The sequence below is a fragment of the Krasilnikovia sp. MM14-A1259 genome (assembly GCF_047159535.1).
In the GTDB taxonomy this organism is placed as follows: domain Bacteria; phylum Actinomycetota; class Actinomycetes; order Mycobacteriales; family Micromonosporaceae; genus Actinoplanes.
This window is the reverse complement of sequence record NZ_BAAGAJ010000002.1, coordinates 3,384,817-3,407,225: the sequence shown is the minus strand read 5'-3', so window position 1 is coordinate 3,407,225 and position 22,409 is coordinate 3,384,817. Positions and strand designations below refer to the sequence as shown.

General features: G+C 73.5%; 18 protein-coding genes. 11 read left to right on the top strand and 7 right to left on the bottom strand.

What is annotated here, in order from left to right:
* Positions 1 to 97 precede the first annotated feature (97 nt).
* Together ACMCNK_RS15150 and mutM are read left to right on the top strand one after the other, a co-directional pair.
* On the top strand, positions 98 to 1,330 hold the full coding sequence (locus ACMCNK_RS15150) for a mannosyltransferase family protein (RefSeq protein ID WP_412737052.1): 1,233 nt from the start codon (positions 98 to 100) through the stop codon (positions 1,328 to 1,330).
* A 17-nt stretch (positions 1,331 to 1,347) separates the two neighbouring features.
* On the top strand, positions 1,348 to 2,202 hold the full coding sequence (gene mutM / locus ACMCNK_RS15145; protein WP_412737051.1) for a bifunctional DNA-formamidopyrimidine glycosylase/DNA-(apurinic or apyrimidinic site) lyase: 855 nt from the start codon (positions 1,348 to 1,350) through the stop codon (positions 2,200 to 2,202).
* Here the strand turns inward: mutM and ACMCNK_RS15140 are convergent.
* Together ACMCNK_RS15140 and ACMCNK_RS15135 are read right to left on the bottom strand one after the other, a co-directional pair.
* Entirely contained in the window at positions 2,138 to 2,725 is a 588-nt protein-coding gene (locus ACMCNK_RS15140) for a Spherulin-4 (protein WP_412737050.1), read from the bottom strand. The two genes, mutM and ACMCNK_RS15140, sit on opposite strands and share 65 nt — an antisense overlap.
* A gap of 34 nt (positions 2,726 to 2,759) precedes the next feature.
* A complete protein-coding gene (locus ACMCNK_RS15135; RefSeq protein WP_412737049.1) occupies positions 2,760 to 4,319 on the bottom strand; it encodes a glycosyltransferase in 1,560 nt (519 codons plus the stop codon).
* A gap of 613 nt (positions 4,320 to 4,932) precedes the next feature.
* On the opposite strand from ACMCNK_RS15135, the gene ACMCNK_RS15130 reads away from it, so the two are divergent.
* The 3 genes from ACMCNK_RS15130 to ACMCNK_RS15120 all read left to right on the top strand — a co-directional run bounded on the left by ACMCNK_RS15130 (position 4,933) and on the right by ACMCNK_RS15120 (position 9,588).
* Positions 4,933 to 5,127: a hypothetical protein gene (locus tag ACMCNK_RS15130; protein WP_412737048.1), complete on the top strand. Its 195-nt coding sequence runs from the start codon at positions 4,933 to 4,935 to the stop codon at positions 5,125 to 5,127.
* A 232-nt stretch (positions 5,128 to 5,359) separates the two neighbouring features.
* Entirely contained in the window at positions 5,360 to 8,941 is a 3,582-nt protein-coding gene (smc, locus tag ACMCNK_RS15125) for a chromosome segregation protein SMC (protein WP_412737047.1), read from the top strand.
* A gap of 23 nt (positions 8,942 to 8,964) precedes the next feature.
* Positions 8,965 to 9,588, top strand: a complete 624-nt coding sequence (locus ACMCNK_RS15120) for an HAD family hydrolase (RefSeq protein ID WP_412737046.1) — start codon at positions 8,965 to 8,967, stop codon at positions 9,586 to 9,588.
* Between the two features lie 4 nt (positions 9,589 to 9,592).
* Here the strand turns inward: ACMCNK_RS15120 and ACMCNK_RS15115 are convergent, their stop codons facing one another.
* The 5 genes from ACMCNK_RS15115 to ACMCNK_RS15095 all read right to left on the bottom strand — a co-directional run bounded on the left by ACMCNK_RS15115 (position 9,593) and on the right by ACMCNK_RS15095 (position 13,275).
* Complete coding sequence (locus ACMCNK_RS15115; RefSeq protein ID WP_412737045.1) at positions 9,593 to 10,234, bottom strand: heme oxygenase (biliverdin-producing); 642 nt, start codon at positions 10,232 to 10,234, stop codon at positions 9,593 to 9,595.
* A gap of 219 nt (positions 10,235 to 10,453) precedes the next feature.
* Entirely contained in the window at positions 10,454 to 10,975 is a 522-nt protein-coding gene (locus tag ACMCNK_RS15110; RefSeq protein WP_412737044.1) for a DinB family protein, read from the bottom strand.
* 40 nt (positions 10,976 to 11,015) lie between these two features.
* Entirely contained in the window at positions 11,016 to 11,159 is a 144-nt protein-coding gene (locus tag ACMCNK_RS15105; RefSeq protein WP_412737043.1) for a hypothetical protein, read from the bottom strand.
* A complete protein-coding gene (locus tag ACMCNK_RS15100; protein ID WP_412737042.1) occupies positions 11,159 to 11,431 on the bottom strand; it encodes a hypothetical protein in 273 nt (90 codons plus the stop codon). Before ACMCNK_RS15100 ends, ACMCNK_RS15105 begins: the two co-directional genes overlap by 1 nt.
* A 116-nt stretch (positions 11,432 to 11,547) precedes the next feature.
* Positions 11,548 to 13,275: an alkaline phosphatase D family protein gene (locus ACMCNK_RS15095; protein WP_412737041.1), complete on the bottom strand. Its 1,728-nt coding sequence runs from the start codon at positions 13,273 to 13,275 to the stop codon at positions 11,548 to 11,550.
* Between the two features lie 149 nt (positions 13,276 to 13,424).
* On the opposite strand from ACMCNK_RS15095, the gene ftsY reads away from it, so the two are divergent.
* The 6 genes from ftsY to ACMCNK_RS15065 all read left to right on the top strand — a co-directional run bounded on the left by ftsY (position 13,425) and on the right by ACMCNK_RS15065 (position 22,382).
* On the top strand, positions 13,425 to 14,615 hold the full coding sequence (gene ftsY, locus ACMCNK_RS15090) for a signal recognition particle-docking protein FtsY (RefSeq protein WP_412737040.1): 1,191 nt from the start codon (positions 13,425 to 13,427) through the stop codon (positions 14,613 to 14,615).
* A 50-nt stretch (positions 14,616 to 14,665) separates the two neighbouring features.
* A complete protein-coding gene (locus ACMCNK_RS15085) occupies positions 14,666 to 15,463 on the top strand; it encodes an aminoglycoside phosphotransferase family protein (RefSeq protein WP_130508798.1) in 798 nt (265 codons plus the stop codon).
* Positions 15,464 to 15,690: 227 nt separating this feature from the next.
* Positions 15,691 to 17,085: an ammonium transporter gene (locus ACMCNK_RS15080; protein ID WP_412737039.1), complete on the top strand. Its 1,395-nt coding sequence runs from the start codon at positions 15,691 to 15,693 to the stop codon at positions 17,083 to 17,085.
* Between the two features lie 36 nt (positions 17,086 to 17,121).
* Positions 17,122 to 17,460 (top strand): P-II family nitrogen regulator, encoded by a 339-nt coding sequence (locus ACMCNK_RS15075; RefSeq protein WP_165449693.1) that lies wholly within the window; start codon positions 17,122 to 17,124, stop codon positions 17,458 to 17,460.
* Complete coding sequence (locus tag ACMCNK_RS15070; RefSeq protein ID WP_412737038.1) at positions 17,460 to 19,769, top strand: [protein-PII] uridylyltransferase; 2,310 nt, start codon at positions 17,460 to 17,462, stop codon at positions 19,767 to 19,769. Before ACMCNK_RS15075 ends, ACMCNK_RS15070 begins: the two co-directional genes overlap by 1 nt.
* Before the next feature lie 90 nt (positions 19,770 to 19,859).
* Positions 19,860 to 22,382, top strand: a complete 2,523-nt coding sequence (locus ACMCNK_RS15065) for a glycosyltransferase (protein ID WP_412737037.1) — start codon at positions 19,860 to 19,862, stop codon at positions 22,380 to 22,382.
* The last annotated feature ends 27 nt before the right edge of the window (positions 22,383 to 22,409 follow it).

The window sequence follows — 22,409 nt, the reverse complement described above, 5'->3', positions numbered from 1 at the left end:
AGGGTGACGCCGCGAACGCCGCGGAGCGGTCGGGCCGGGATGGCGCCGCCGCGGCAGGCGCGGAGGCGTCGGCTCGGAGCGACGCGAAGCGGTGAACGTGACGGCCGACGACACGACCGGTGGAACCGCCGCGGAGGGTGCCCCCGCCGCGCCGGAGCCCGGCGCGGGCCTGTGGAGCCTGGCCGGCCGGTGGCGCGGCGTCGGCGCCGCGGTCGGCATCCTCGCGCTGACCCGGCTGGTCCAGCTCGCCATGCTGCTGTGGCTCGGTGCGGCCACGCAGGACGGCGTCGGCCTGCGTGGCCGCCTGCTGGTCTGGGACGCGGGCTGGTTCCTGCGGGTCGCGGTCAACGGTTACCCGCACGGCTACACGTACAGCGTGGACGGCAGCATGGAGGGCAACGGGCTGGCCTTCTTCCCGCTGTACCCGATGCTGATCCGCGCGGTGGCGGCGCTCGGCGTCGAGCCGCCCACGGCGGCCATCGCGGTGAGCTGGCTCGCGTCGATCGGCGCGGCGGTCGCCCTGCACCTGCTCGGCACCAGCCTGTACGCGAACCTGCGCGGGTCGTCGCCGACCACCGGCCGCCGCGCGGGCTGGGCGCTCGTCGCGATCTGCTGCGCCGCCCCGGTGTCCGTGGTGCTGTCCATGGCGTACTCGGAAAGCCTGTTCCTGGCGCTGGTCACGGGGATGCTGGTGGCCGCGCACCGCCGGGTGTGGTGGGCGGCCGGGCTGCTGGGGCTGTGCGCCGCGCTGACCCGGCCGACCGGGGTCGCCGCGGCGCTGGCGCTGGCGGTCGCCGCGCTGCTGGAGCTGCGCCGCCCGGATGCCCGGCGGCGGTGGAGGCCGGTCGCGGCGGCGCTGGTCGCGCTGGCCGGAGTGCCGGCGTTCCTGGGCTGGGTGGGGTGGCGGGTGGGCGACGCGACAGCCTGGTTCCGGATCCAGTCCGCGGGGTGGGGCACCTCGTTCGACTACGGCCGGAGCACGGTCGCGTTCGTCGGCCGTACGCTGAGCACCGGCGAGGGCTGGGTCGCGGTGAGCGTGGCGTTGCTGCTGCTGGTGGCGCTGGCCGCGGCCGGGGTCGCGCTGGCCGGCCGCCCCTGGCTGCCCCTGGCGGTGTACGGCGTCGTCGCGATGGCGCTGGTGTACGGCCAGGCGGGTTTCTACCACTCCAAGCCGCGGCTGCTGCTGCCCGTACTCTTGACGCTGCTCCCCGCGGTGATCGCCGCGGCCCGCGCCCGGCCCCGGGTGGCGGTGCTCGCGATCACTGCGTGGGCCGCCTTCGGGCTGTGGTACGGCGCCTACCTGGTCGTCGTCTGGCCCTACACCCTCTAGCCGCGGAAGGGGCGCACGTGCCGGAGCTGCCCGAGGTCGAGACGGTCCGGCAGGGGCTCGCCACCTGGGTGGCGGGTCGCACGATCGACACGGTCGAGGTGCATCACCCGCGCGCGATCCGCCGGCACCTGCCCGGCGACGCCCATTTCGCCGCGGTGTTGACCGGCCGGACCGTGACCGGGGTGTCGCGCCGCGGTAAGTACCTGTGGTTGGCGCTGGACTCCGGCGACGCGATCATCGGTCACCTGGGCATGAGCGGGCAGCTGCTGATGCAGCCCGCGGACGCCCCGGACGAGACGCACCTGCGGGTCCGGTTCACGTTCACCGACGGCGGCCCGCAACTGCGCTTTGTGGACCAGCGCACGTTCGGGGGACTGTCGGTGTCCGAGGGCGGCGCGGTGCTGCCCGACGAGATCGCGCACATCGCCCGCGACCCGCTGGACCCGCGGTTCGACGACGAGGAGTTCGTGGCGGCGCTGCGCCGCAAGCGCACCGAGGTCAAACGCGCACTGCTGGACCAGACGCTGATCTCCGGGGTGGGCAACATCTACGCCGACGAAGCGCTGTGGCGTGCCCGGCTGCACGGCACCCGCGCCACGGACGCGTTGACCCGCCCGGCGGTGCGCCGGCTGCTCGGCCACGTCCGGGACGTGCTGCGCGAGGCGATCGTCGCGGGCGGCACCAGCTTTGACGCCCTGTACGTGAACGTCAACGGCGAGAGCGGCTACTTCGACCGCTCACTCGATGCGTACGGGCGGGAAGGGCTGCCGTGCCACCGGTGTGGCACGGCGATGCGCCGGGAACAGTTCATGAACCGCTCGTCGTACAGCTGTCCGCGCTGTCAGCCTCGTCCTCGGCGGACTCCGCGCTGACCGGCGGGCTGGCGTCGGTGGCCAGCCCGAACCCGGCCCCTCGGCGGCCCATGAGCCGCCGCGCCGCGGTGAGCAACTGCGGCGGTACGCCGTGCACGAGGTGGCCGTCGCCGGGCCGTGCCCCGTCCCCGGTCCACCCCTGGTACGCCGTCCACGACCCGTCGAACGTGCAGATCCGTACGCCCAGGTCGCGGTAGAGCGGGTGGGTGGGCACGCCCGGGTTGAGCACGACCCGGTGCAGCCCGCGCCGGGCGGCCAGCCGGATGGTCAGCGCGACCGGGCCGACGCCGCCGGGACCGGCCGGCGCCCGGTCCAGGAACAGCCCCTCGACGCCGTCGCCGCGCCACGCATCCACCGCGGCCAGCACGTCGGCCAGGGAGCGGCTGCCCCAGTCCAGGTCGATGCGGCCCAGCACCTGATGGGTGGAGCTGCGTTCGCCGGGGCGTTCCTGGACGACCCAGGTGTCGGCGTCGAGCGCGAGCTCGGGCGACGGGAGGGCGTACGGGGGGAAGAGGGTCTTCACGGCATCCTCCGGTTGTGAGCGGGGTTCGTGCTGGTCACCGCTGTTCCTGGGCCAGCCATCGCAGGGTGGCGGGCCGGGCGGCGCGCGGCGCGGGCACGGCGAGGGCCAGCTCGAAGACCGGAGCGGGCGGCGGCGCGGCCAGGTCGGCGTAGAGCGCGTCGTAGGCGCGTACCACCCGGTCCGTGGTGAAGCAGGCCAGTGCGCGTCGGCGGGCCGCGTCGCCGAGGGTGCGGCGGCGGGCCGGCTCGCGCAGCAGCGTGACGCAGGCTTCCGCGAGCGCCGCGGGGTCGTCCGCGGGAACCAGGATCCCGGCGTCGCCGAGCGTCTCGGCGACCGGTCCGACGTCCACGCCGACCACGGCACGGCCGGACATCATGGCCTCGATCAGCCGGTACGGCGGGTCCGCCGGGCCGGGCACGTGCACCACGACGTGCCCGTCCGCGTACCGGTCGCGGGGGTCGGCGGCCAGCGGGTGCAGGCGTACGGCGCGGCCGAGCCCGCTGCGTTCGATCCGTTCGGCGCAGTGGTCCTCGTGCGTGCCGGTCACGCCGACCAGGTGCAGTTTCGTGCCGGGGATCGCGGTCACCACGGCGGCGAAGCCGTCGAGCAGGGGGCCGATCCCGCTGTCCGGGCCGCCGGTGCCCGCCCAGACCAGCGCCGGTTCGGTGTCCGGCTCAGGGGCGGCTGGGAAGTCCGTGGGGTCCACCCCGGCCGGGACGGGCACCAGCCGGGCGGGGGTGGCGCCGTGTCGCAGCGCCCACCCGTGGTGGTACGCGCTGAGCGGCGCGATCAGCCCGGCCTCGGCGTACCCGGTACGGGCGACGGCGTGGCGGAACCGGCGCAGCACGGTGCGCACCGTGGGGGAGAGCCGTTCCTCGGTGGGCCGCAGTCGGCCCATCACGGCGCGGGCCTCGGTGAGCAGCATCGGCGTGCCGGTGCGCCAGCGCGCGGCGAGCGCTGCCAGCAGCGGGGTGGTGCCACCCACGCAGTGCACGAGGTCGACGTCGGGCGCGTGCACGCCGAGCGGGCGGGCGGCGTGCCGCAGCAGCGTCGCGGCGGTCCGGGCGTCGCGGACGCCGAGCCGGGGCAGCGGCAGCCGGTCCGTGCCGGGCGGGCCGGTCCGTTCCGCCCGCCACGCGTCCAGCAGCGCCTCGGCCAGGGGAACACCGCCGAGCGGGTCGTCGGCGGTCCCGTCGGGGTCGGCGTCGACGTGCCGGACCAGCCGGCGCAGCCCGTCGGCGAACAGGTCGTCGGCGTGGCCGGGTTCGCCCATCAGGCCCCGGCAGAGCAGCACGGCGGCGACGCCGTCGCCGTCGCCGCGGCGGGGTTCACCGCGGCCGAGGACGACGGCGCGGGCCTCGGTGACGTTGCCGGGCAGCGGGTACGCGGGTGCGCCGGGTGGCTCCCGGTCGGTGATCGTCAGCAGTTCGAAGGTGCGCCGGCTCAGGCCCTCGACGAGCCCGCGGCACCACCCGCCGAGCGCGTCGCGCCGGTACGGGTAACCGCCCCCGGTGAGCAGACAGATGCGCATGCCCGGCTCAGCACCGGGGACGCGACGGGGCCGGCCGCGCCTGCGCTCGCGGCCCTCGCTCATGCTGGGGCGATATCACGATGGACAGAACGACACAGCGCCGAAAAGTTACGGCACATTGTCGCCAAGACGACCAGATTGCGCACTATTTGTGCGTCTTGGGTGATTTTGTCCTAGGAAAGAAGTGCCTCCGCCGGGTGCCCCGCCACTGGCACCCGGCGCCCGGGCGGCGACGGCCGGAGCGGCCGCATGTGTTGGGGAGCGTCCGCCCGGTGCGGGTCACAAGATCCCCGATCGGTAAGATCGAAGTACTTCGACACCGGTGACGGTATGCAATTGGTTCGGCGGGCTGCAAACCGCCTAAGAAAGGTTTTAAGTCCCGCTAATGGGTGGCCGGGGTGGCGTGATTCACTCTGTTCATGCGAGGCGCCGTGCAGCCCGCGGCTTGACGCAGCGTGGGGATCGGCGGACTATAGACCTGTCGCCAGTCGCGCCCGCTTGTGCCCAGTTGTGTACTGGGCGTGAGGGATCTGCACCTTACAGCAAGTTCTTGGGTGCAGGATACTGCGTCCACGCGTGCCCGTGGGTGCAGGTGTGCACTTGTCGCTGGGCGCGCGTCGGCCGGCTTTTCCGGCAGCGCTTGAATAGAGACGCATCGTCTCACTAGGAGTCCAACATGGCGAAGGCCCTCTACGGCCACGTAGGTGCGGCGCCCGATCGGCGCCTGCTTGACGAGGTCACCCGACTGCGTTCCAGGGTGCAGGCTCTGGAGTTCGAGGTCACCCGCCTCCGGGCGGAGAACGACCGGCTCGCGGCAGCAGCCGCCGAGGCGGACGAGATTCTGCGGCTGACGGAGCCGGCACTGACCTGAGCTTCACCCAGGGCGCTGTGATCCGGCGCTCATATCCCCTCGCACTACAAACGCATATCGCACCGGCGCGCCTCCACCCCGTGGCGGCGCGCATTCTTTTGCCCACGCCCCGCTGACCTCCCGGGGCGCTGAGTCTGTCTCGCGGGGCGCTGAGCGCGGCGAATGCGGTTCCCCTCCACCCAGGCGGGTACCCTGCTGCGGAGCAGCATGAACCGCCGACCCTCGGAGATCCGTGCACCTCAAGAGCCTGACGGTGAAGGGCTTCAAGTCCTTCGCCTCCGCGACGACACTGCGGCTGGAGCCGGGCATCACCTGCGTGGTGGGCCCCAACGGCTCCGGCAAGTCCAACGTCGTCGACGCCATCGCCTGGGTGCTGGGCGAGCAGGGCGCCAAGGCCCTGCGCGGCGGCAAGATGGAGGACGTCATCTTCGCCGGTACGGCCGGGCGTGCCCCGCTGGGCCGGGCCGAGGTCACCCTCACGATCGACAACGGCGACGGCGCCCTGCCCATCGACTACACCGAGGTGTCGATCACCCGCCGGATGTTCCGCTCCGGGGAGAGCGAGTACGAGATCAACGGCAGCTCCTGCCGCCTGCTCGACATCCAGGAACTGCTCAGCGACTCCGGCATCGGCCGGGAGATGCACATCATCGTCGGCCAGGGCCGCCTCGACGCGATGCTGCACGCCAAGCCCGAGGACCGCCGCGCGTTCATCGAGGAGGCCGCCGGGGTCCTCAAGCACCGCAAGCGCAAAGAGAAGGCCCTGCGCAAGCTCGACGCGATGCAGACCAACCTCAACCGGCTCGGCGACCTCACCACCGAGCTGCGCCGCCAGCTCAAGCCGCTGGGCCGGCAGGCCGAGGTGGCCCGGCGCGCCGCCAGCATCCAGGCCGACCTGCGCGACGCCCGCCTGCGGCTGCTCGCCGACGACCTGCACACGCTGCGCACCACGCTGGACAAGGAGATCGCGGACGAGTCCGCGATGCGCGAGCGCCGCGCGCAGATCGAGGACGAGAACCACGAGGTCCAGCGCTGGCTCGCCGACCTGGAGGCCGCGCACGCCGAGGACGCGCCGCTGCTCGCCGCCGCCCAGGACACCTGGTACAAGCTGTCCGCCCTGCAGGAGCGGTTCCGCTCCACCGAGCAGCTCGCCACCGAGCGGATGCGCCACCTGAACGCCACCGGAGACGAGGAACGGCCCGGCCGCGACCCGGAGCAACTCGTCGCCGAGTCGGAGCGGGTCCGCGAGCAGGAGGAAGAGCTGCGCGAAGCACTCACCGAGGACCAGACCCGGCTGGCCGAGGCGATCGAGCACCGTCAGGAGCTGGAACGCCAGCTGCACGCCGCGGAGGGCGCGCTGCGTACCGCGGCCAAGGCCATCGCGGACCGGCGTGAAGGGCTGGCGAAGCTCACCGGCCAGGTCGACGCGGCGCGGGCCCGTACCGAGGGGGCGGCCGACGAGATCGAACGCCTCGCCGCCGCACACGCCGACGCACTGGCCCGGGCGCAGGCCGCGCAGGCCGACGTCGACGCGGTCGCCGCCGAGTCCACCGAGGCCGACCGGGACAACGCCGACCTGGACGCCCGGCACGCCGAGGCGGTCGCCGCGCACGAGCGGGCCGCCGCCGCGGCCAAGGAACTGTCCGACGTCGAGCGTGCCACCGAGAAGGACGCCGCCAGCTGGAAGGCCCGCGAGGAAGCGCTCGCCCTCGGCCTGCAGCGCAAGGACGGCGCCGGGGCGCTGCTCGGTAAGGCCGCCGAGGTGCCCGGCCTGCTCGGCAGCCTGGCGTCGATGCTCACGGTCGCGCCCGGGCACGAGGCCGCGCTGGCCGCCGCGCTGGGCACGCTCGCCGACGCGGTCGCCCTCGCCGGGACGGACGAGGCCGTCGAGGCCATGCGTACGCTCAAGATCGCCGACGCGGGCCGCGCCGCGCTCGTGGTCGCCGGGCCCGCCGCCCCCGGCATGCAGGGCTCGCTGGACGCGCTGCGGCCCGCGCTGCCGGACGGCGCGGTGTGGGCCCCGGACGTGATCGGCTGCCCCGACGCCCTGCGTCCCGCGCTGCACCGGGCACTGCGTGACGTCGTCCTCGTCCCCGACCTCGCCGCCGCCGCGGCCCTGGTCGCCACGAACGGCGAGCTGCGCGCGGTCACCCCCGACGGCGACGTGCTCGGCGCCTACGCCGCGGCCGGTGGCTCCGGCAAGCAGACCAGCTACCTGGAGGTGCAGGCCGCGGTCGACGAGGCCCGGGCCAACCGGGAGACCGCCGAGCAGACCATCGCGGAGCTGCGCGTACGCCTCACCGACGCGCGCGCCGAGGTCGCTGGGCACAAGCAGGCGGTCGACGTCGCCGCCGCGGCCAAGCGCGCCGCCGAGGGGGAACGCAACGCCGCCGCCCGCCGCCTCGCCGAGCTCGGCGCAGCCGCCCGCTCCGCGCACGCCGAGACCGAACGGCTCGGCGCCGCCCGGAGCAAGGCCGAAGCGGCCCGCGACATCGACCTCACCCGCGTCGCCGAACTGGAGGAGCGGCTGCGCCTGGCCGAGGCCACCCCGATCGACGAGGAACCCTCCACCGAGGAACGCGACCAGCTCGCCGTGCTCGTCCCCCAGGCCCGGCAGAACGAGATGGAGGTACGCCTGGCCGTGCGTACCGCCGAGGAGCGGGTCGCCTCGATCGCAGGCCGCGCCGACTCGCTGCTACGCCAGGCCAACGCGGAACGCCAGGCCCGGGAACGGGCCGCCGCCCGCCGCGCCGCCCGCGCCCGCGGCGCCCAGATCGCCCGTGCGGTCGCCCACGGCGCCGCCGTTGCCCTGCAACGCGTCGCGGTGTCGCTGGCCGCCGCGGTCGAGACGCGCGACGAACTGGCCCGCGCCCGTACGGCCCGGGAAGCGGAACTGCAGGAGGTCCGGGCCACCGCGAAGCGTCTGGTCGCCGAGCTGGAACGGCTCACCAACGAGGTGCACCGCGACGAGGTGGCCCGCGCCGAGCAGCGGCTGCGTATCGAGCAGCTGGAAGCCAAGGCCGCCGAGGACTTCTCCCTCGACGTCGACACCCTGATCGGCGAGTACGGCCCGGACCAGTGGGTGCCGCCCACCCAGGCCGAGGCGACCGCCGCGGAGGCGGCCGGGGAGCCGGTGCCCGCCCCGGTGCCGTACCACCGGCCCACCCAGGAGAAGCGCGCCAACAAGGCCGAACGCGACCTGGCCCTGCTCGGCAAGGTGAACCCGCTGGCCTTGGAGGAGTTCGCCGCGCTGGAGGAGCGCTTCAAGTTCCTCTCCGACCAGCTCGAAGACCTCAAGGCCACCCGCAAGGACCTGCTCACGGTCGTCAAGGACGTCGACGACCGGATCCTGGAGGTGTTCACCTCCGCGTTCGAGGACACCGCCCGGGAGTTCCAGACGGTGTTCCAGGTGCTGTTCCCCGGCGGTGAGGGACGGCTCGTGCTCACCGACCCGGAGGACATGCTCACCACCGGTGTCGAGGTCGAGGCCCGCCCGCCCGGCAAGAAGATCAAGCGGCTGTCGCTGCTGTCCGGCGGCGAGCGCTCACTGACCGCGGTGGCCATGCTGTGCGCCATCTTCCGCGCCCGGCCCAGCCCGTTCTACATCATGGACGAGGTCGAAGCCGCCCTGGACGACGTGAACCTGGGCCGCCTGATCACGCTGTTCCACCAGCTGCGGGAGAAGAGCCAGCTGCTCATCATCACCCACCAGAAACGCACCATGGAGGTCGCCGACGCCCTGTACGGCGTCACCATGCGCGCCGGGGTGACCCAGGTGATCAGCCAGCGGCTCAACCCTGTCCCGGAGGACTGACCGGTCCTCGATAGGCTCGGATCATGCGTCGCCAACCCGCCAAGGCCCTGCTCATCGACCTCGACGGCGTGCTGCGCCGCTGGGACCCGGCCGTCCCCGCCGCGGTCGAGGAGAAGTACGGGCTGGCCGCCGGCACGCTCATGGGCACGGCGTTCACCTGGGACCTGCTGCGCCCCGCGGTCGCCGGGGAGCTGACCGACGCCGAGTGGATGGACGCGATCGCCACCCGGCTGCCGCTGCCCGCGGCCGACGCCGCCGCGGCGGTCGCCCAGTGGCAGACGTACCGCGGTGAGGTCGACCCGGACGTGCTCGCGTTCATCCGGGAGGCGCGTGCCGCGGGCCGGCCGGTCGGCATCGCCACGAACGCCACCGACCGGCTCCGCGACGACCTGGCCGCGCTGGGCCTCGCCGACGAGGTCGACGCGGTCGTCAGCTCGTGGGAGCTGCGCATCCACAAGCCCGCCCCGGAGTTCTTCGCCCGCGCGACCGACGCGGTCGGCCTCGAACCGCAGTGGGTCCTGTTCGTGGACGACGACGACCGGGTCGTGCGCGGTGCCCGGGCCGCGAAGCTGCTGGCCTACCGCTGGACCGGGCCGGAGGGCGTCGGGTACCTGCGGGGTGCGCTGGGCATCGCGGCCCCGGCCTGAGCCGTCACGCGTCCTGCGGGTACGCGACGCCGAGCTCCTGGAACAGCGCCGAGTTGAGCTGGAACGCGAGCTGCGCCTCCGCGACCAGGGTCGCCAGATCCTCCGGCGGGTACGGCAGCGCGTCCAGCCGTCCACGGTAGGCGGTCTTGTATCCGCGCACGTCGTCGATCTGGTCGAATGCGTAGAAGTAGACGCCCGCCTGCTCCAGCCCGTACGTCTTGGCGACCGCGCGGCCGACCAACTGGCCACCGCTCAGGTCACCGAGGTAGCGCACGTAGTGGTGGGCCAGGAAGTGGACCGGCGAGGTGAAGCAGTGCTCGCGCAGCCGTGCGGCGTACCGTGCGGTGGCCTCGACCGGGGTCACGGCCGAGGCCCAGTCGGGGCCGTACAGCCGAGCCAGGTCGGCCTCCAGCGCGGGCACCCGCGACAGCGCGGGGTCGGCGAATGCGGCGGCGGTTTCGTCGGCGTGCATCCGGACGGCCGCCTCCTCCAGGGCCCGGTAGATGACCAGGTACTGGGCGGTCAGCGCGGCGAAACCGGCGAACGGGATCCGTCCGTCCATCAGCCGGGTGATGAACGTCCTGGTCTCGGCCTCTCGGTGCTCGGCGATCGTGGCGCGGCGCAGACGGGCGGCGAATCCCGGCATCTCGGTGTCCTTCCAGGCGGGGGGACGGGCAGCACACGAGTGCCAGGTACACCAGGCCGCTTCCGTTCTGCGCGGAGTTGGCGTCTGGCCACGTGGTTAGGCCAGCCTCACCTATCTCATGATCAATTGCAAGATCATGGATGGATCGTGTGCTGTCGCGGCCGGGGTCGTCGTCGACCAGCCGGACTGGCCGCACGGGTGTCGGTCGTGGACCGAGGGTCAGTCGCCCGTCGTGCCGTCGATGCATTCGCGGATCAGGTCGGCGTGACCGTTGTGGCGGGCGTACTCCTCGATCATGTGCAGGTACACCCAGCGCAGGCTGACGGCGGGCTGGCGTGGCGTGGCGAACTCGTGCTCCAGAGGCAGGCCGGCCACGGCCGCCCGGGCCAGCGTGATCTCGTCCAGGAAGGCGGCGTGATCGGCCACCGCATCCGCGTTCGCGACGTCGTCGAAGTCGCCGTCGATGTTGTCCGGGGCGCAGTAGGCAGACTGGACGTCCTGCCCGGCGGCGCGACGGCGGAACCAGATGCGTTCCACTTCGGTCATGTGCCGGATCAAGCCGAGCAGTGTCAGGTTGGAGGGCTCGACGGCGGCGGTCTTGAGCTGGTCGGCGGTGAGCCCGGCGGCCTTGGAGAGCAGGGTCTGCCGATGCCAGTCGAGCCAGCCTTCGAGCATGGGACGCTCGTCGCCGGTGAAGGGCTCGGAGTTGCGCTGGGCTTGCGGTGCGGTCCAGGAAGTCATTCGGACATCCTGGACCGCACCTCTGCGATCTGCAGCCCGATTAGGCGTCGTCGCGCGGAATTGCGACGACCTGGTCGGTGAGGATCCCGGTGGGCATCGCCTCCGGCTCCGCGGTGAAACACAGCGTTTCGTACAGTTGCGCGGCCCAGATCGCATGCGCTCCGTGGTGATCGGGGTGACTCATCAGATCTCCTCCCAGCGCCCGGCCTGGATCAGAGCGCTTCTGCGCCGGACCTCGGCGCGCTGCTCGTCGGTGAGGGGGCGCAACGCGGAACGGGCCCAGGCTCGGCTCTCCGGAGTGGACCGGGAACCGGTGGTCTCCAAAGTCTTCAAGGTCCTGGCGGCCCGCTTGATCCGGGCGCGGACCGCGTCGGTCACGATCTCCGTCGCGTGGGGGTGACTTTCGAGGTATTCAGCTACGTCGTCGGGAAGACTCACAGTGATCCGCCTCGTCATGCTCGAATCGTACCGAGGAAATTGGCACAGGTGTACCAACGTGCGATACACCTACGAGTGGACGATGGGGCCCCTGTCGTTCTGTAGGGGCAATACAACGACTGTGCGCTCGATCGCTAGTCGCTGGTCAAGCTGACGCGCGTCAGGTCGGAGAGGGTCCCGTCGGCCGTGGTGCCCTCGATCACCACGGCCGCCCGCGGCCCGGCGTGCCGCAGTGTCGCGACCGCGTTGCCGAAGTACGGGCCCGCCACCCGGGTCCAGCGCAGCGCCGGGCGCGGCACCCCGGCGGCCTTCGCCAGCCCGCGCGCGACCCGCGCCACCGCCCGCGACCAGCCGAGCCGCATCAGCGGGCGCAGCGGGGCGGGCACGTCGTTGTGGATCGGCGAGCAGGTCAGCTGGTGTACCGGCGTGTGCATCGCGGTGCCCAGCTCGGCGCGGGCGACGTACGAGTGGTGGACGTCGCCGGAGAGCACGCTGATCGAGGCCGGGGCCGCGTACGCGCCGCCCGCGCCGACCCGGTGGCCGGGGGCGCCGGGACCGCCCTCGCCGAGGCGGCGGAACAGCTCGGCGAGCGCGTCGAACGAGCGCCCGAACGCCGCCCAGTGCTCCAGGTCGAACTCCCGGCGTACCCGTTCCGCGAACGCGGCCCGGCGGGGGCCGCGGGAGTCCGCGACCCGCTCGCTCCACGCCTCGGCGTGGTGGATGGCGGGCGGCATCAGCCACGGCAGCGACGACCCGACGACGAGGTGGTCGTAGTCGCCGTGGGCCTGGTCGACGAACCAGCGCCACTCCGCGGCGGGCAGCATCGCCCGCCGGCCCGGCGTCAGCACCCGGCTGCACCGGTTGTCCAGCACGACGAGCCGGGTGCGGCCGAGGTCCAGCGCGAAACTCCACTGGTACGCCCGCGGCACGTCGTCGGAGTCCGGCACGTCACCTCCCGCCCCGGCGGGGCCGGGCGGCGATCCGGCGCCGGGCTGGTCGACCGCGTAGCCGAACTCGCGCAGCAGTTCGGTGGCGTCCACGGCAGCGGTGACGCGCCCGTACACCGGGTCGGCGGCCAACTCGTCCGGGTCCAGGTTTCCCAGGTGCTGATACACCCAGTACGACGCGAGGCCCGCGGTGATCCGCTCACGCCACCACGGCTGCGCGGACATGTCGCGCCGCCAGGAGGCCGAGGTGTTCCAGTCGTCGATGATCTCGTGGTCGTCGAAGATCATGACGCTCGGCACGGTGGCGAGCAGCCAGCGCACCTCCGGGTCGCGCCACGACTCCAGGTACAGCGCGGTGTACTCCTCGTATGCGACCACCTGGTCGGCGGGGCCGGGGTGCCCGGCGTCCCGGCGGCGGCGCAGGGCGCGGCGTACCCCTTCGGAGGTCTCGTCGGCGTAGACCTGGTCACCGAGCAGCACCAGCAGGTCGGGGCGGAGGCCCGGGTCGGCCATCAGCCGGCGCGCGTACGCGTCCAGGGCGTCCGGCGGCAGGGTGCGCCGGGTGGAGTGGGGGGTGGCCTCGCGGCACGAGCCGAAGACCAGCTCCACCGGCTGGGCCCGGTCGTCGGCGGCGCGGGTGCGGATCACCGGCGGCGGGTACGGCGAGCCGTCCGGCGGCCACACCGGCCGCTCGTCCAGCAGCACCCGGTACGCGCGCGCGGTGTCCGGGGCCAGCCCGTCGACGACCACGAGCGCGTAATGGTGCCCGTACGCGGAGAAGGTGGGTGCGGTGCCGGCGGCCCCGCCGTCGACCTCGACCCGCACGAGCGTGGGGGCGGAGGTCTCCACCCACACCGTGGCCCGGTCGCCGACGACGCGGCGCAGCAGCGGCCCGATGAGCAGTCGTGCGGTCACCGGTGGCCCGGGTCGTGCAGCATGGCGCCTCCGTGCGGACGAGGGACTCCATCGTCCACGCCGGGGCGGTCCCGCGCCAGGGGAATGATCAGCGCGCAGCGCAGGTAGGTGGCACAGCGCGCCGCGGACGCATCTGTCAGGATTTCGGCATGGAATACGTGGTCGTCTCGGTCATCCTGCTCATCGCGCTGCTGGCAGGGGCCGCCGTGCTGGTCGTGCCCCGGATGCGCCGCCGCGAGCTGCCGCCGCCGCCCGGCGCAGGGACCGCCACGCTGGAGCGGCCTCCGACGGCGCCGCCCACCGAGGTCGCGCCGGCCGCCGAGCCCGAGGCCGCGGTGGCGCCCCCGGTGGAGGTCGCACCCCCGGCCGAGACGGCTCCGGAGGTGGCGCCGCCCGTCATCGAGCAGCCCGAGCCCACCGCGGGCCGGCTGGTCCGGCTGCGGGCGCGGCTCGCACGTTCGCAGAGCGTGTTCGGTCGCGGGCTGCTCGCGGTGCTCTCCCGCGACCACCTCGACGAGGACGCCTGGGAGGAGATCGAGGACAGCCTGATCACCGCGGACGTCGGGGTCGAGGCGACCCAGGTGATCGTGGAGCGGCTGCGCGAGCGGGTGCGGGTGCTGGGCAGCCGGACCGTGACCGAGGTGCGCGAGCAGCTCTCCGAGGAGCTGATCGCCGCGCTGGAGCCGGACATGGACCGCAGCCTGAAGGCCGCGCCGCACGACGGCGGGCCCGCGGTGGTGCTGGTGGTCGGCGTCAACGGCGCGGGCAAGACCACCACCTGCGGAAAGATCGCCCGGGTGCTGGTGGCCGACGGTCACAGCGTGGTGCTGGGCGCGGCGGACACGTTCCGCGCCGCGGCCAGCGAGCAGCTCGCCACGTGGGGTGAGCGGGTGGGTGCGGAGACGGTCCGCGGGCCCGAGGGCGGCGACCCGGCGAGTGTGGCGTTCGACGCGGTGAAGCGCGGCATCGACACCGGCGTGCACACCGTGCTGATCGACACGGCCGGGCGGCTGCAGAACAAGGTCGGTCTCATGGACGAGCTGGGCAAGGTCAAGCGGGTCGTGGAGAAGCACGGCCCGGTCGACGAGACGCTGCTCATCCTCGACGCCACGACCGGACAGAACGGGCTGGAACAGGCCCGGGTGTTCACCGAAGCGGTGGATGTCACGGGCGTGGTGCTGACGAAGCTGGACGGCACCGCGAAGGGCGGAATCGTCATCGCCGTGCAGCGCAAGCTGGGCATTCCCGTGAAGCTGGTCGGTCTGGGCGAGGGTCCGGACGATCTCGCGCCGTTCGAGCCGAAGGCCTTCGTCGAGGCGTTGCTTGGCAGCGACGGATAGGCTCGGGTCCGCGCAGCCGCTGCGCGGTCCGGTCTGACGGGAGGTCGTGGGTGACGCAGGAACCCGTGCGCGAGATCCCGTTGCACGGGGGCAACGTCAGCACGGTCTCGCGGATCGGTGACACGGTCCGGCGCAACGCCGGGCCCTGGACGCCGTCGGTGCATGCCCTGCTCAACCACCTCCAGCGGGTCGGCTTCACCGGCTCGCCGCACGCCCTGGGCATGGACGAGAAGGGCCGCGAGGTGCTGTCGTACCTCGACGGCGAGTGCGGCGAGTACCCGCTGGCCCCGCACTGGGTGACCGAGGAGGCGCTGGTCACGGTCGCCACGATGCTGCGGATGTTCCACGACGCGCAGTACGGCTTCGTGAACCCGCCCGGCGCGGTGTGGCGCTCGTTCGGGCCGCCGCCGCCGGACACCGAGGTGATCTGCCACCACGACGCCGCCCCGCACAACGTGGTCTGGCGCCCCGACGGCACGCTCGCGTTGATCGACTTCGACCTGGCGTCGCCCGGCGCCCGGATCTACGACGTGGCGTACGCGGCGTGGACGTGGGTGCCGCTGTTCAGCGACCGGGACTCGTACACGCTGGGCTGGAAGCGGCCGAACCGGCCGCGGCGGCTGCGGCTGTTCGCGGACGCGTACGGGCTGATCCCGCGGGACCGGCACCGCCTCGTGCGTACGATCCGCAAGCGGATCGTGGACCACGTCGAGGGGATCCGGCGGATGGCGGCGGCCGGGGATCCGGCGTTCGTCCGGATCGTGCACAAGGGGCATCTGCGGCGCCCGATGCGCGACCTGCGGCTGCTCGACTACGAGCGGCACACGCTGGAGTACGCGCTCCGCTGATCACCCTCGGCGCCGGATGGGCCCATTGCGGCGGTTCGGCTTCGTCGCGCTGCCGCCTGTGAGAGTTTCTTCACACGTACGAAACAACCCGTCACGTGCCAGAAATCGCGCGTAGACCGTGCGTGAAACAGCGGCCGGGGAGGCTTCCGCCACTGAAACCGGCCGACTGGCGACGCTGCTCAAGTGGGTCGTGTGAGAGGACACCTCCAAATCCGAGAGGAGGCAGCGTGGAGATCAACACCGGCAATACCGCCTGGTTGCTCCTGTCGTCTGCGCTCGTTTTGCTCATGACCCCCGGCCTGGCGCTGTTCTACGGTGGCCTCAACCGGTCCAAGGGCGTCCTGAACATGATGATGATGAGCTTTTCGTGCATCGGGCTCGTCAGCATCCTGTGGACCGTCTACGGCTTCACGCTGGCCTTCGGCACCAACGGCAACAAGGGCCTGAACAACATCATCGGCAGCTTCACCCAGTACTTCGGTACGGGTACCGGCACGATCAGCGAGGAATGGCTGTTCCTCGGCGGCAAGACCGGCATTCCGACGTACGTGGTCATGGTCTTCCAGATGATGTTCGCGGTCATCACGGTCGCGCTGATCTCCGGCGCGGTCTCCGACCGGATGAAGTTCGGCGGCTGGGTGATCTTCGCGTTCGCCTGGTTCACCCTGGTCTACATCCCGGTCGCGCACTGGGTCTGGGGCGGCGGCTTCATCGGCGGCAAGATCCACGCACTGGACTTCGCGGGCGGCACCGCGGTGCACATCAACGCCGGCGCGGCCGCACTGGCGCTCTGCCTGATCCTCGGCAAGCGGGTCGGCTGGCCGCGGGACAACATGCGCCCGCACAACGTGCCGTTCGTCGCGCTCGGCGCGGGCCTGCTGTGGTTCGGCTGGTTCGGCTTCAACGCCGGCTCCGAGCTGACCGTCGACGGCACCACGGTCTTCGCGTTCATCAACACCCAGGTCGCCACGGCCGCCGCGCTCGTCGGCTGGATCGTCGTCGAGTGGCTGCGCGACGGCAAGCCGACCATGGTCGGCGCGTCCTCCGGCGCGGTCGCCGGTCTGGTCGCCATCACCCCGGCCTGCGGCTTCATCGCCCCGGTCCCGGCGATCATCCTCGGCCTGGTCGCCGGTGCGGTCTGCGCCCTGGCCGTCGGCCTGAAGTACCGGCTCGGCTTCGACGACTCCCTCGACGTGGTCGGCGTCCACTTCGTCGGCGGCTGGATCGGCTCCCTGTCCATCGGCTTCTTCGCCACCAACCAGGTGAACGCGGCCATCAACAGCGACCCGGGCCTGGGCGCCAGCGAGGGCCTGTTCTACGGCGGCGGCCTCACCCAGCTGGGCCGCCAGTTCGCGGGCAGCCTCTCGGTCACGGTCTACTCGTTCGCCATCGCCGCGGTCATCGCGCTGGCCATCAAGGCCTTCAAGGGCCTGCGGATCAGCACGGACGCCGAGCGCGGCGGCATCGACATCGCCGACCACGGCGAGAGCGCGTACGAGTTCACCCCGGCGGCCGGTTCCGGCGGCGGTGGCGCGTTCGCCATGGCCGGGCTCACCGCGCCCTCCGCCACCACGCCGGACGCTGACAGCGAGGCCGCGGTCAGCGAGAAGGTCGCCGGTTAGTTTTTCCTGATGACTGCACCGATGGAGGGACTGAGCATGAAGCTGGTGACCGCGGTCATCAAGCCGTACCAGCTCGACGGGGTCAAGGAGGCGCTGCACGCACTGGGCGTCGCGGGCCTGACCGTCAGCGAGGTACAGGGCTACGGCCGGCAGAAGGGCCACACCGAGGTGTACCGGGGCGCCGAGTACACCGTGGAGTTCCTGCCGAAGATCAAGGTCGAGGTGCTGACCGACGAGATCGACGTCGAGAAGGTCGTGGACGCGGTGGTCACCGCGGCGCGTACCGGCAAGATCGGCGATGGGAAGGTGTGGGTGACGGCCGTGGAGGACGTCGTCCGGGTCCGTACCGGCGAGCGCGGGCTCGACGCGCTCTGATGTCACACGTGGTCAGCGAGTCGCCGGCGCCGCCCGCCCGCCCGGCCGGCGACTCGCTGCCCGCCCTGCGGGAATACCTCGGCGCCGCCGCCCGCACCGCGCGGGCGGCGGCGCTCGACGCCTGGCTGGCCGCACTCTTCCCGGCCCACGTGCCCGGGGTCAGCCTGCTTGCGGTCGGTGGGCTCGGCCGGCGCGAATGCGCCCCGTACAGCGACCTCGACCTGGTGCTGCTGCACCGCGGCACCGCCGGGATCGACCGGATCGCCTCCGCGCTGTGGTATCCGGTGTGGGACGCCAAACTGGGGCTCGACCACTCCGTACGGACCATTCCCGAGGCGCTGTCGGTCGCGCACGACGACGTCAAGGTGGCGCTCGGCCTGCTCGACGCGCGGCACGTCGCGGGCGACGAACGGCTCTCCGCGGAGCTCATCACGGCCGTCGCCGACCAGTGGCGGCGCACCGCCGTACGGCTGATGCCGCAGCTCAAGGAGATCACCACGGCCCGCTGGGCCACCCACGGCGAACTGGCGTTCCTGCTCGAAGGCGACCTGAAGGAGGCCGCGGGCGGGCTGCGCGACGTCACGTTGCTGCGCGCCATCGGGCGTACCGGGGTCGCCGACACGATGCGTCCCGCGGTACGCGCCGCCCACGTACGCCTGCTCGACACCCGCGACGCCCTGCACCTCGCGGTCGGGCGGCGCGTCGACCGGCTCGTCGCCCAGGAACGCGCAACCGTCGCCGACCTGCTCGACCCGCCGCAGCCCGCCCCGGACGCGGCGCACGGTCCCACCGAGTCCGTCAGCCACGGCGACGCGCTGCTGCGGCGGGTCGCGGGTGACGCCCGTACGGTCGCCCACGCCCTCGACGACGCGTGGCGGGCCGCGGACCGGCTGCGCGCCGGACGCCGCCGCGGCGCCCCCACCGGCGGACCGCTGCGCCGCCCGGTGGCCCGCGACGTCGTCGAGCAGGACGGCGAGCTGGTGCTGGCCCGTACCGCGATCGGGCCCAAGCCCGACCCCACCCTGTCGCTGCGGGTGGCCGCCGCGGCCGCCGCCCACCGGCTGCCCATCGCCCGCGCCACGTGCGAGTGGCTGGCCGCGTTCTGCCCGCCGCTGCCCACCCCGTGGCCCGGCGCCGCCCGGGCCGCCCTGGTCTCGCTGCTCGGCTCCGGCCCCGGCCTGCTGCCCGCCTGGGAGACCTGCGACCGGTACGGCCTGATCGACGCGTGGCTGCCCGAGTGGGCCCGCATGCGCAGCCTGCCGCAGCACCACCCGGTGCACCGGTACACGCTGGACCGGCACCTGGTGCAGGCCGCGTACGAGGCGAGCGCGCTCACCCGCGAGGTGGAACGGCCCGACCTGCTGCTGCTCGGCGCGTTCCTGCACGACGTCGGCAAAGGCCTGCCGGGCGACCACAGCGTCGCGGGTGCGCCGGTGGCCGCGCACATCGCCGCCCGCATCGGACTGCCGCCCGCCGACGTGGCCACGATCGAGAAGGTGGTCCGGCTGCACCTGTTGCTGCCCGACGTCGCCACCCGGCGCGACCTGGCCGACCCGGTCACCATCTCCACGGTCACGCAGGCCGTGGGCGACGCCGCCACCCTGGACCTGCTGTACGCGCTGGCCCGCGCGGACTCGCACGCCACCGGCCCCGCGGCCTGGTCCGACTGGAAGGGCCGCCTGCTCGCCGACCTGGTCCGCCGGGTGCGTACCGCCCTGGACAGCGGGGCGCTGCCCGACCCGCCCGCCGCCGACCCGGAACTGCTGCACGGCGACCTGCCCGCGGTGCACCTCGACGGCGACCGGGTCGCCGTGGCCGCGGCCGACCGGCGTGGCCTGCTCGCCCAAGTCACCGCATGTCTCACGCTGCACCGCCTCGAAGTGCTCTCCGCCGACGCCTCCACCGTGGACGGCCGGGCCATCGTCGAGTTCTGGACCCAGCCCCGGTACGGCTCGCCCGCCGACCCGGTGGCGCTCGCCGCCGACCTGCGTCGCGTGGCCGCGGGCGACGTGTCGGTCACCCAGCGGGTCCGGGCCCGGGCCATGAGCGCCCGCAGCGGCGCCGCCCCCCGGGTCGTCTGGCAGCGCGGGGCGGCCACGGACGCGGTGATCCTGGAGTTGCGCGCGGCCGACTCGCCCGGGCTGCTGTACCGGGTCGCGTCCGCGCTCGACGAGGCCGGCGCCGAGGTGCGCGCGGCCCGGATCTCCACGCTCGGCGGGGACGTCGTCGACGCGTTCTACCTCGTCGGCGGGTGGGCCGATCCGGCGCAGCGGGAACGGGTCGGCGCCGCCGTACTGGCCGCGGTCTGAACCGGCGGCGTCACCTCGGCGCTGCGGGCCCGTTGGCATGGGAGGGCGTCGGCGGCGGCGCCGACGGATCGAAGAGGTGCCCGGGGCAGCATGCCAGAACTTCACACCGTGCCGGCGAGCCATCCCACGACCCTGCTGGACGACCACATCGCGGTCATCGGCACCGCTGTGCGGTCCGCGCTTCCCGTGACCGCGATCCGCAACCGGTCCCAGGACGCCCGGCTGTTGCTGGCCCGCGCGGCACTCGGCGACTCCGGCACGCTCGCGCACCTGCTCACCGCCGCCCGCGCCGGTGACCGGGACTGGCTGACCGGCCTGAAGCACGCGGTCGACCCCGGCGCGGTGGCGGCTCTCGCGCAACTGCTGGCGTTCCAGAACCTTCAGCCCGACGACCGCCGCGACGCGCTGGGACTGCTCGACCTGGTGCACGCGGTGTACGGGCCGACCACCCTGTCCACGGTGCACCAGGGCCTGCACGCCCAGCTCGTGCTGGCCGAGGAGGGGCCCGGCCGGGTGCCCGCGCTGCTGGCCGCGTACGACGACATGAAACGGTCCACCCGGGCCGGGATCCTGCTCGACCTGGCCAATCCGTTCACGGTCGCGGGGCGGCCGGTCCAGCCGTGGCTGGCCCGGTTCCAGGAACTGTTGCCGGCGCCCGCGCCGGTGCTGCTCGACACGGAAGAGCCGACCCCGTTCGACCGGGTCACCACGGCCGCCGCCGAGCCGGTGCAGGCGCCGCAGCAGGTGTCCGTGGTGGTGCCGACGTACCGGCCGGACCGGAGCCTGCACACCGCGGTCCGCTCGATCCTCGCGCAGAGCTGGCGCAACCTGGAAGTGGTCCTGGTCGACGACGGCTCGCCGCCGGAGTTCGACGCCGAACTGGCCGCGGTCGCGGCGCTGGACGCCCGCGTCCGGCTCGTCAAACTGCCGGTCAACGCCGGGACGTACGCGGCCCGCAACGCGGGACTCGCCGAATGCGCGGGCGAGTTCGTGGCGTTCCAGGACGCCGACGACTGGTCCCACCCGCGCCGCCTGGAACTGCAGGTGCAGCCGCTGCTGGCGGCGCCGCGGGTGGTCGCCACCACGTCGGACGGCCTGTCGGTCACCGACGAACTGCTGATCAACCGCCCGGGCGTGCGCAGCGGCCGGTTCAACCCGTCCTCGCTGGTGTTCCGGCGCGACGAGGTGGTGCGGCGCATCGGCTACTTCGACGCGGTACGCAAGGCCGGCGACTCCGAGTACATCGGACGGATCGGTGCCGCGTTCGGCGCCGACACCGTGCACCACCTGGACACCGACCCGCTCGCGCTGATCCGGCTGTCGGAGCACTCGCTGTCGCGCGCCGAGATCCGCGCGTACTGGATGCATCCGGCCCGGGTCGCGTACAGCGCGGCGTACCTGCGGTGGCACGAGCGGATCGCGGCCGGGGAGGCCGACCCGTACCGGCCACGGGATGCGGCGGAGCGGCCGTTCCGGGCCCCGCAGCATCTGACCCGCCGCCCGGGCGAACCGGTCGAGCCGCGCCGCTACGACGTCGTCGTGGTCGCCGACTGGCGGTTCTGGCAGAGCCCGCAGCGGGCCGCGGTCGCCGAGGTGCGCGCGCTGGCCGCGGCGGGGCACCGGGTGGCGGTCGCGCACCTGGAGACGTACCGGTACGTCCGGCAGCGTCGGCTGCCGCCGATCGGGGAGCTCCAGCAGCTCGTGAACGACGCCGTGATCGACCACCTGGAGATCGGCGAACCGGCCGAGGCCGACCTGGTGCTCGTCCGGCATGCGGCGGTCCTGCAGTTCGCGGGCGGGCGGCCCGGCCGGATCCGGGCGCAGCGGGCGGTCGTGGTGGCGGACCGGGCGCCGACCCGCAACGACGGCACGGATCACCGGTACACCACGGCCGCGTGCGCCGCGGCCGTACAGGAACTGTTCGAGGCCGACCCGCAGTGGTGGCCGCAGGATCCGGCGATCCGGCGGGCGCTGCTCGCGGCGCAGCCGGGGCTCGCGGTGCTGGCCGACGATCTGCCGTTCGTCGTCGCCCCCGCCGAGGGGGCGGGCCCGCGCGCCGGGCTCGCCGGGGCCCGGCCGGTGATCGGCGTGGACCTGTGCGACCAGGGCGGCCTGCCCGCGGAGAGCGCCGAGATCCTCGCGGTACTGCGCCGGCTGGGCCCGGGGGCGGACATCCGGGTACGGATGCCCGACCGGTTGCGCCCGGGCGCGGAGATGCCCCCGTCCTGGCTCTGCTTCGAGGCCGCGGACCTGGACCCGCGCACGTTCCTGCACCAGCTCGACTTCTTCCTGCACTACCCGCATCCGCGGGCGGTGGGCCGGTGGTCGCAGCCGGTGCTGGAGGCCGCCGCCGCCGGCTGTGTGGTGGTGCTGCCTCAGCGGCTCGCATTCCAGTACGGCGAAGCCGCCGTGTACGCCGACCCCGCCGACGTGCCCGCAACCCTGGTCCGGTACGCCGCGGACCCGGGCCGGTACGCCGCGCAGAGCCGGCAGGCCCACGAGCTCGCGGGCGCGTACCAGCCGTCGCGGTTCGTGGCGCGGATCGCCGAGCTGCTCGCCCGCCCCGGTGCGATCCTGCCCGTGCCGCGCGGGCCGGCGGTCGCGGCGCGATAGCGCCCGCGTAACGCGGCGCCGACGGCG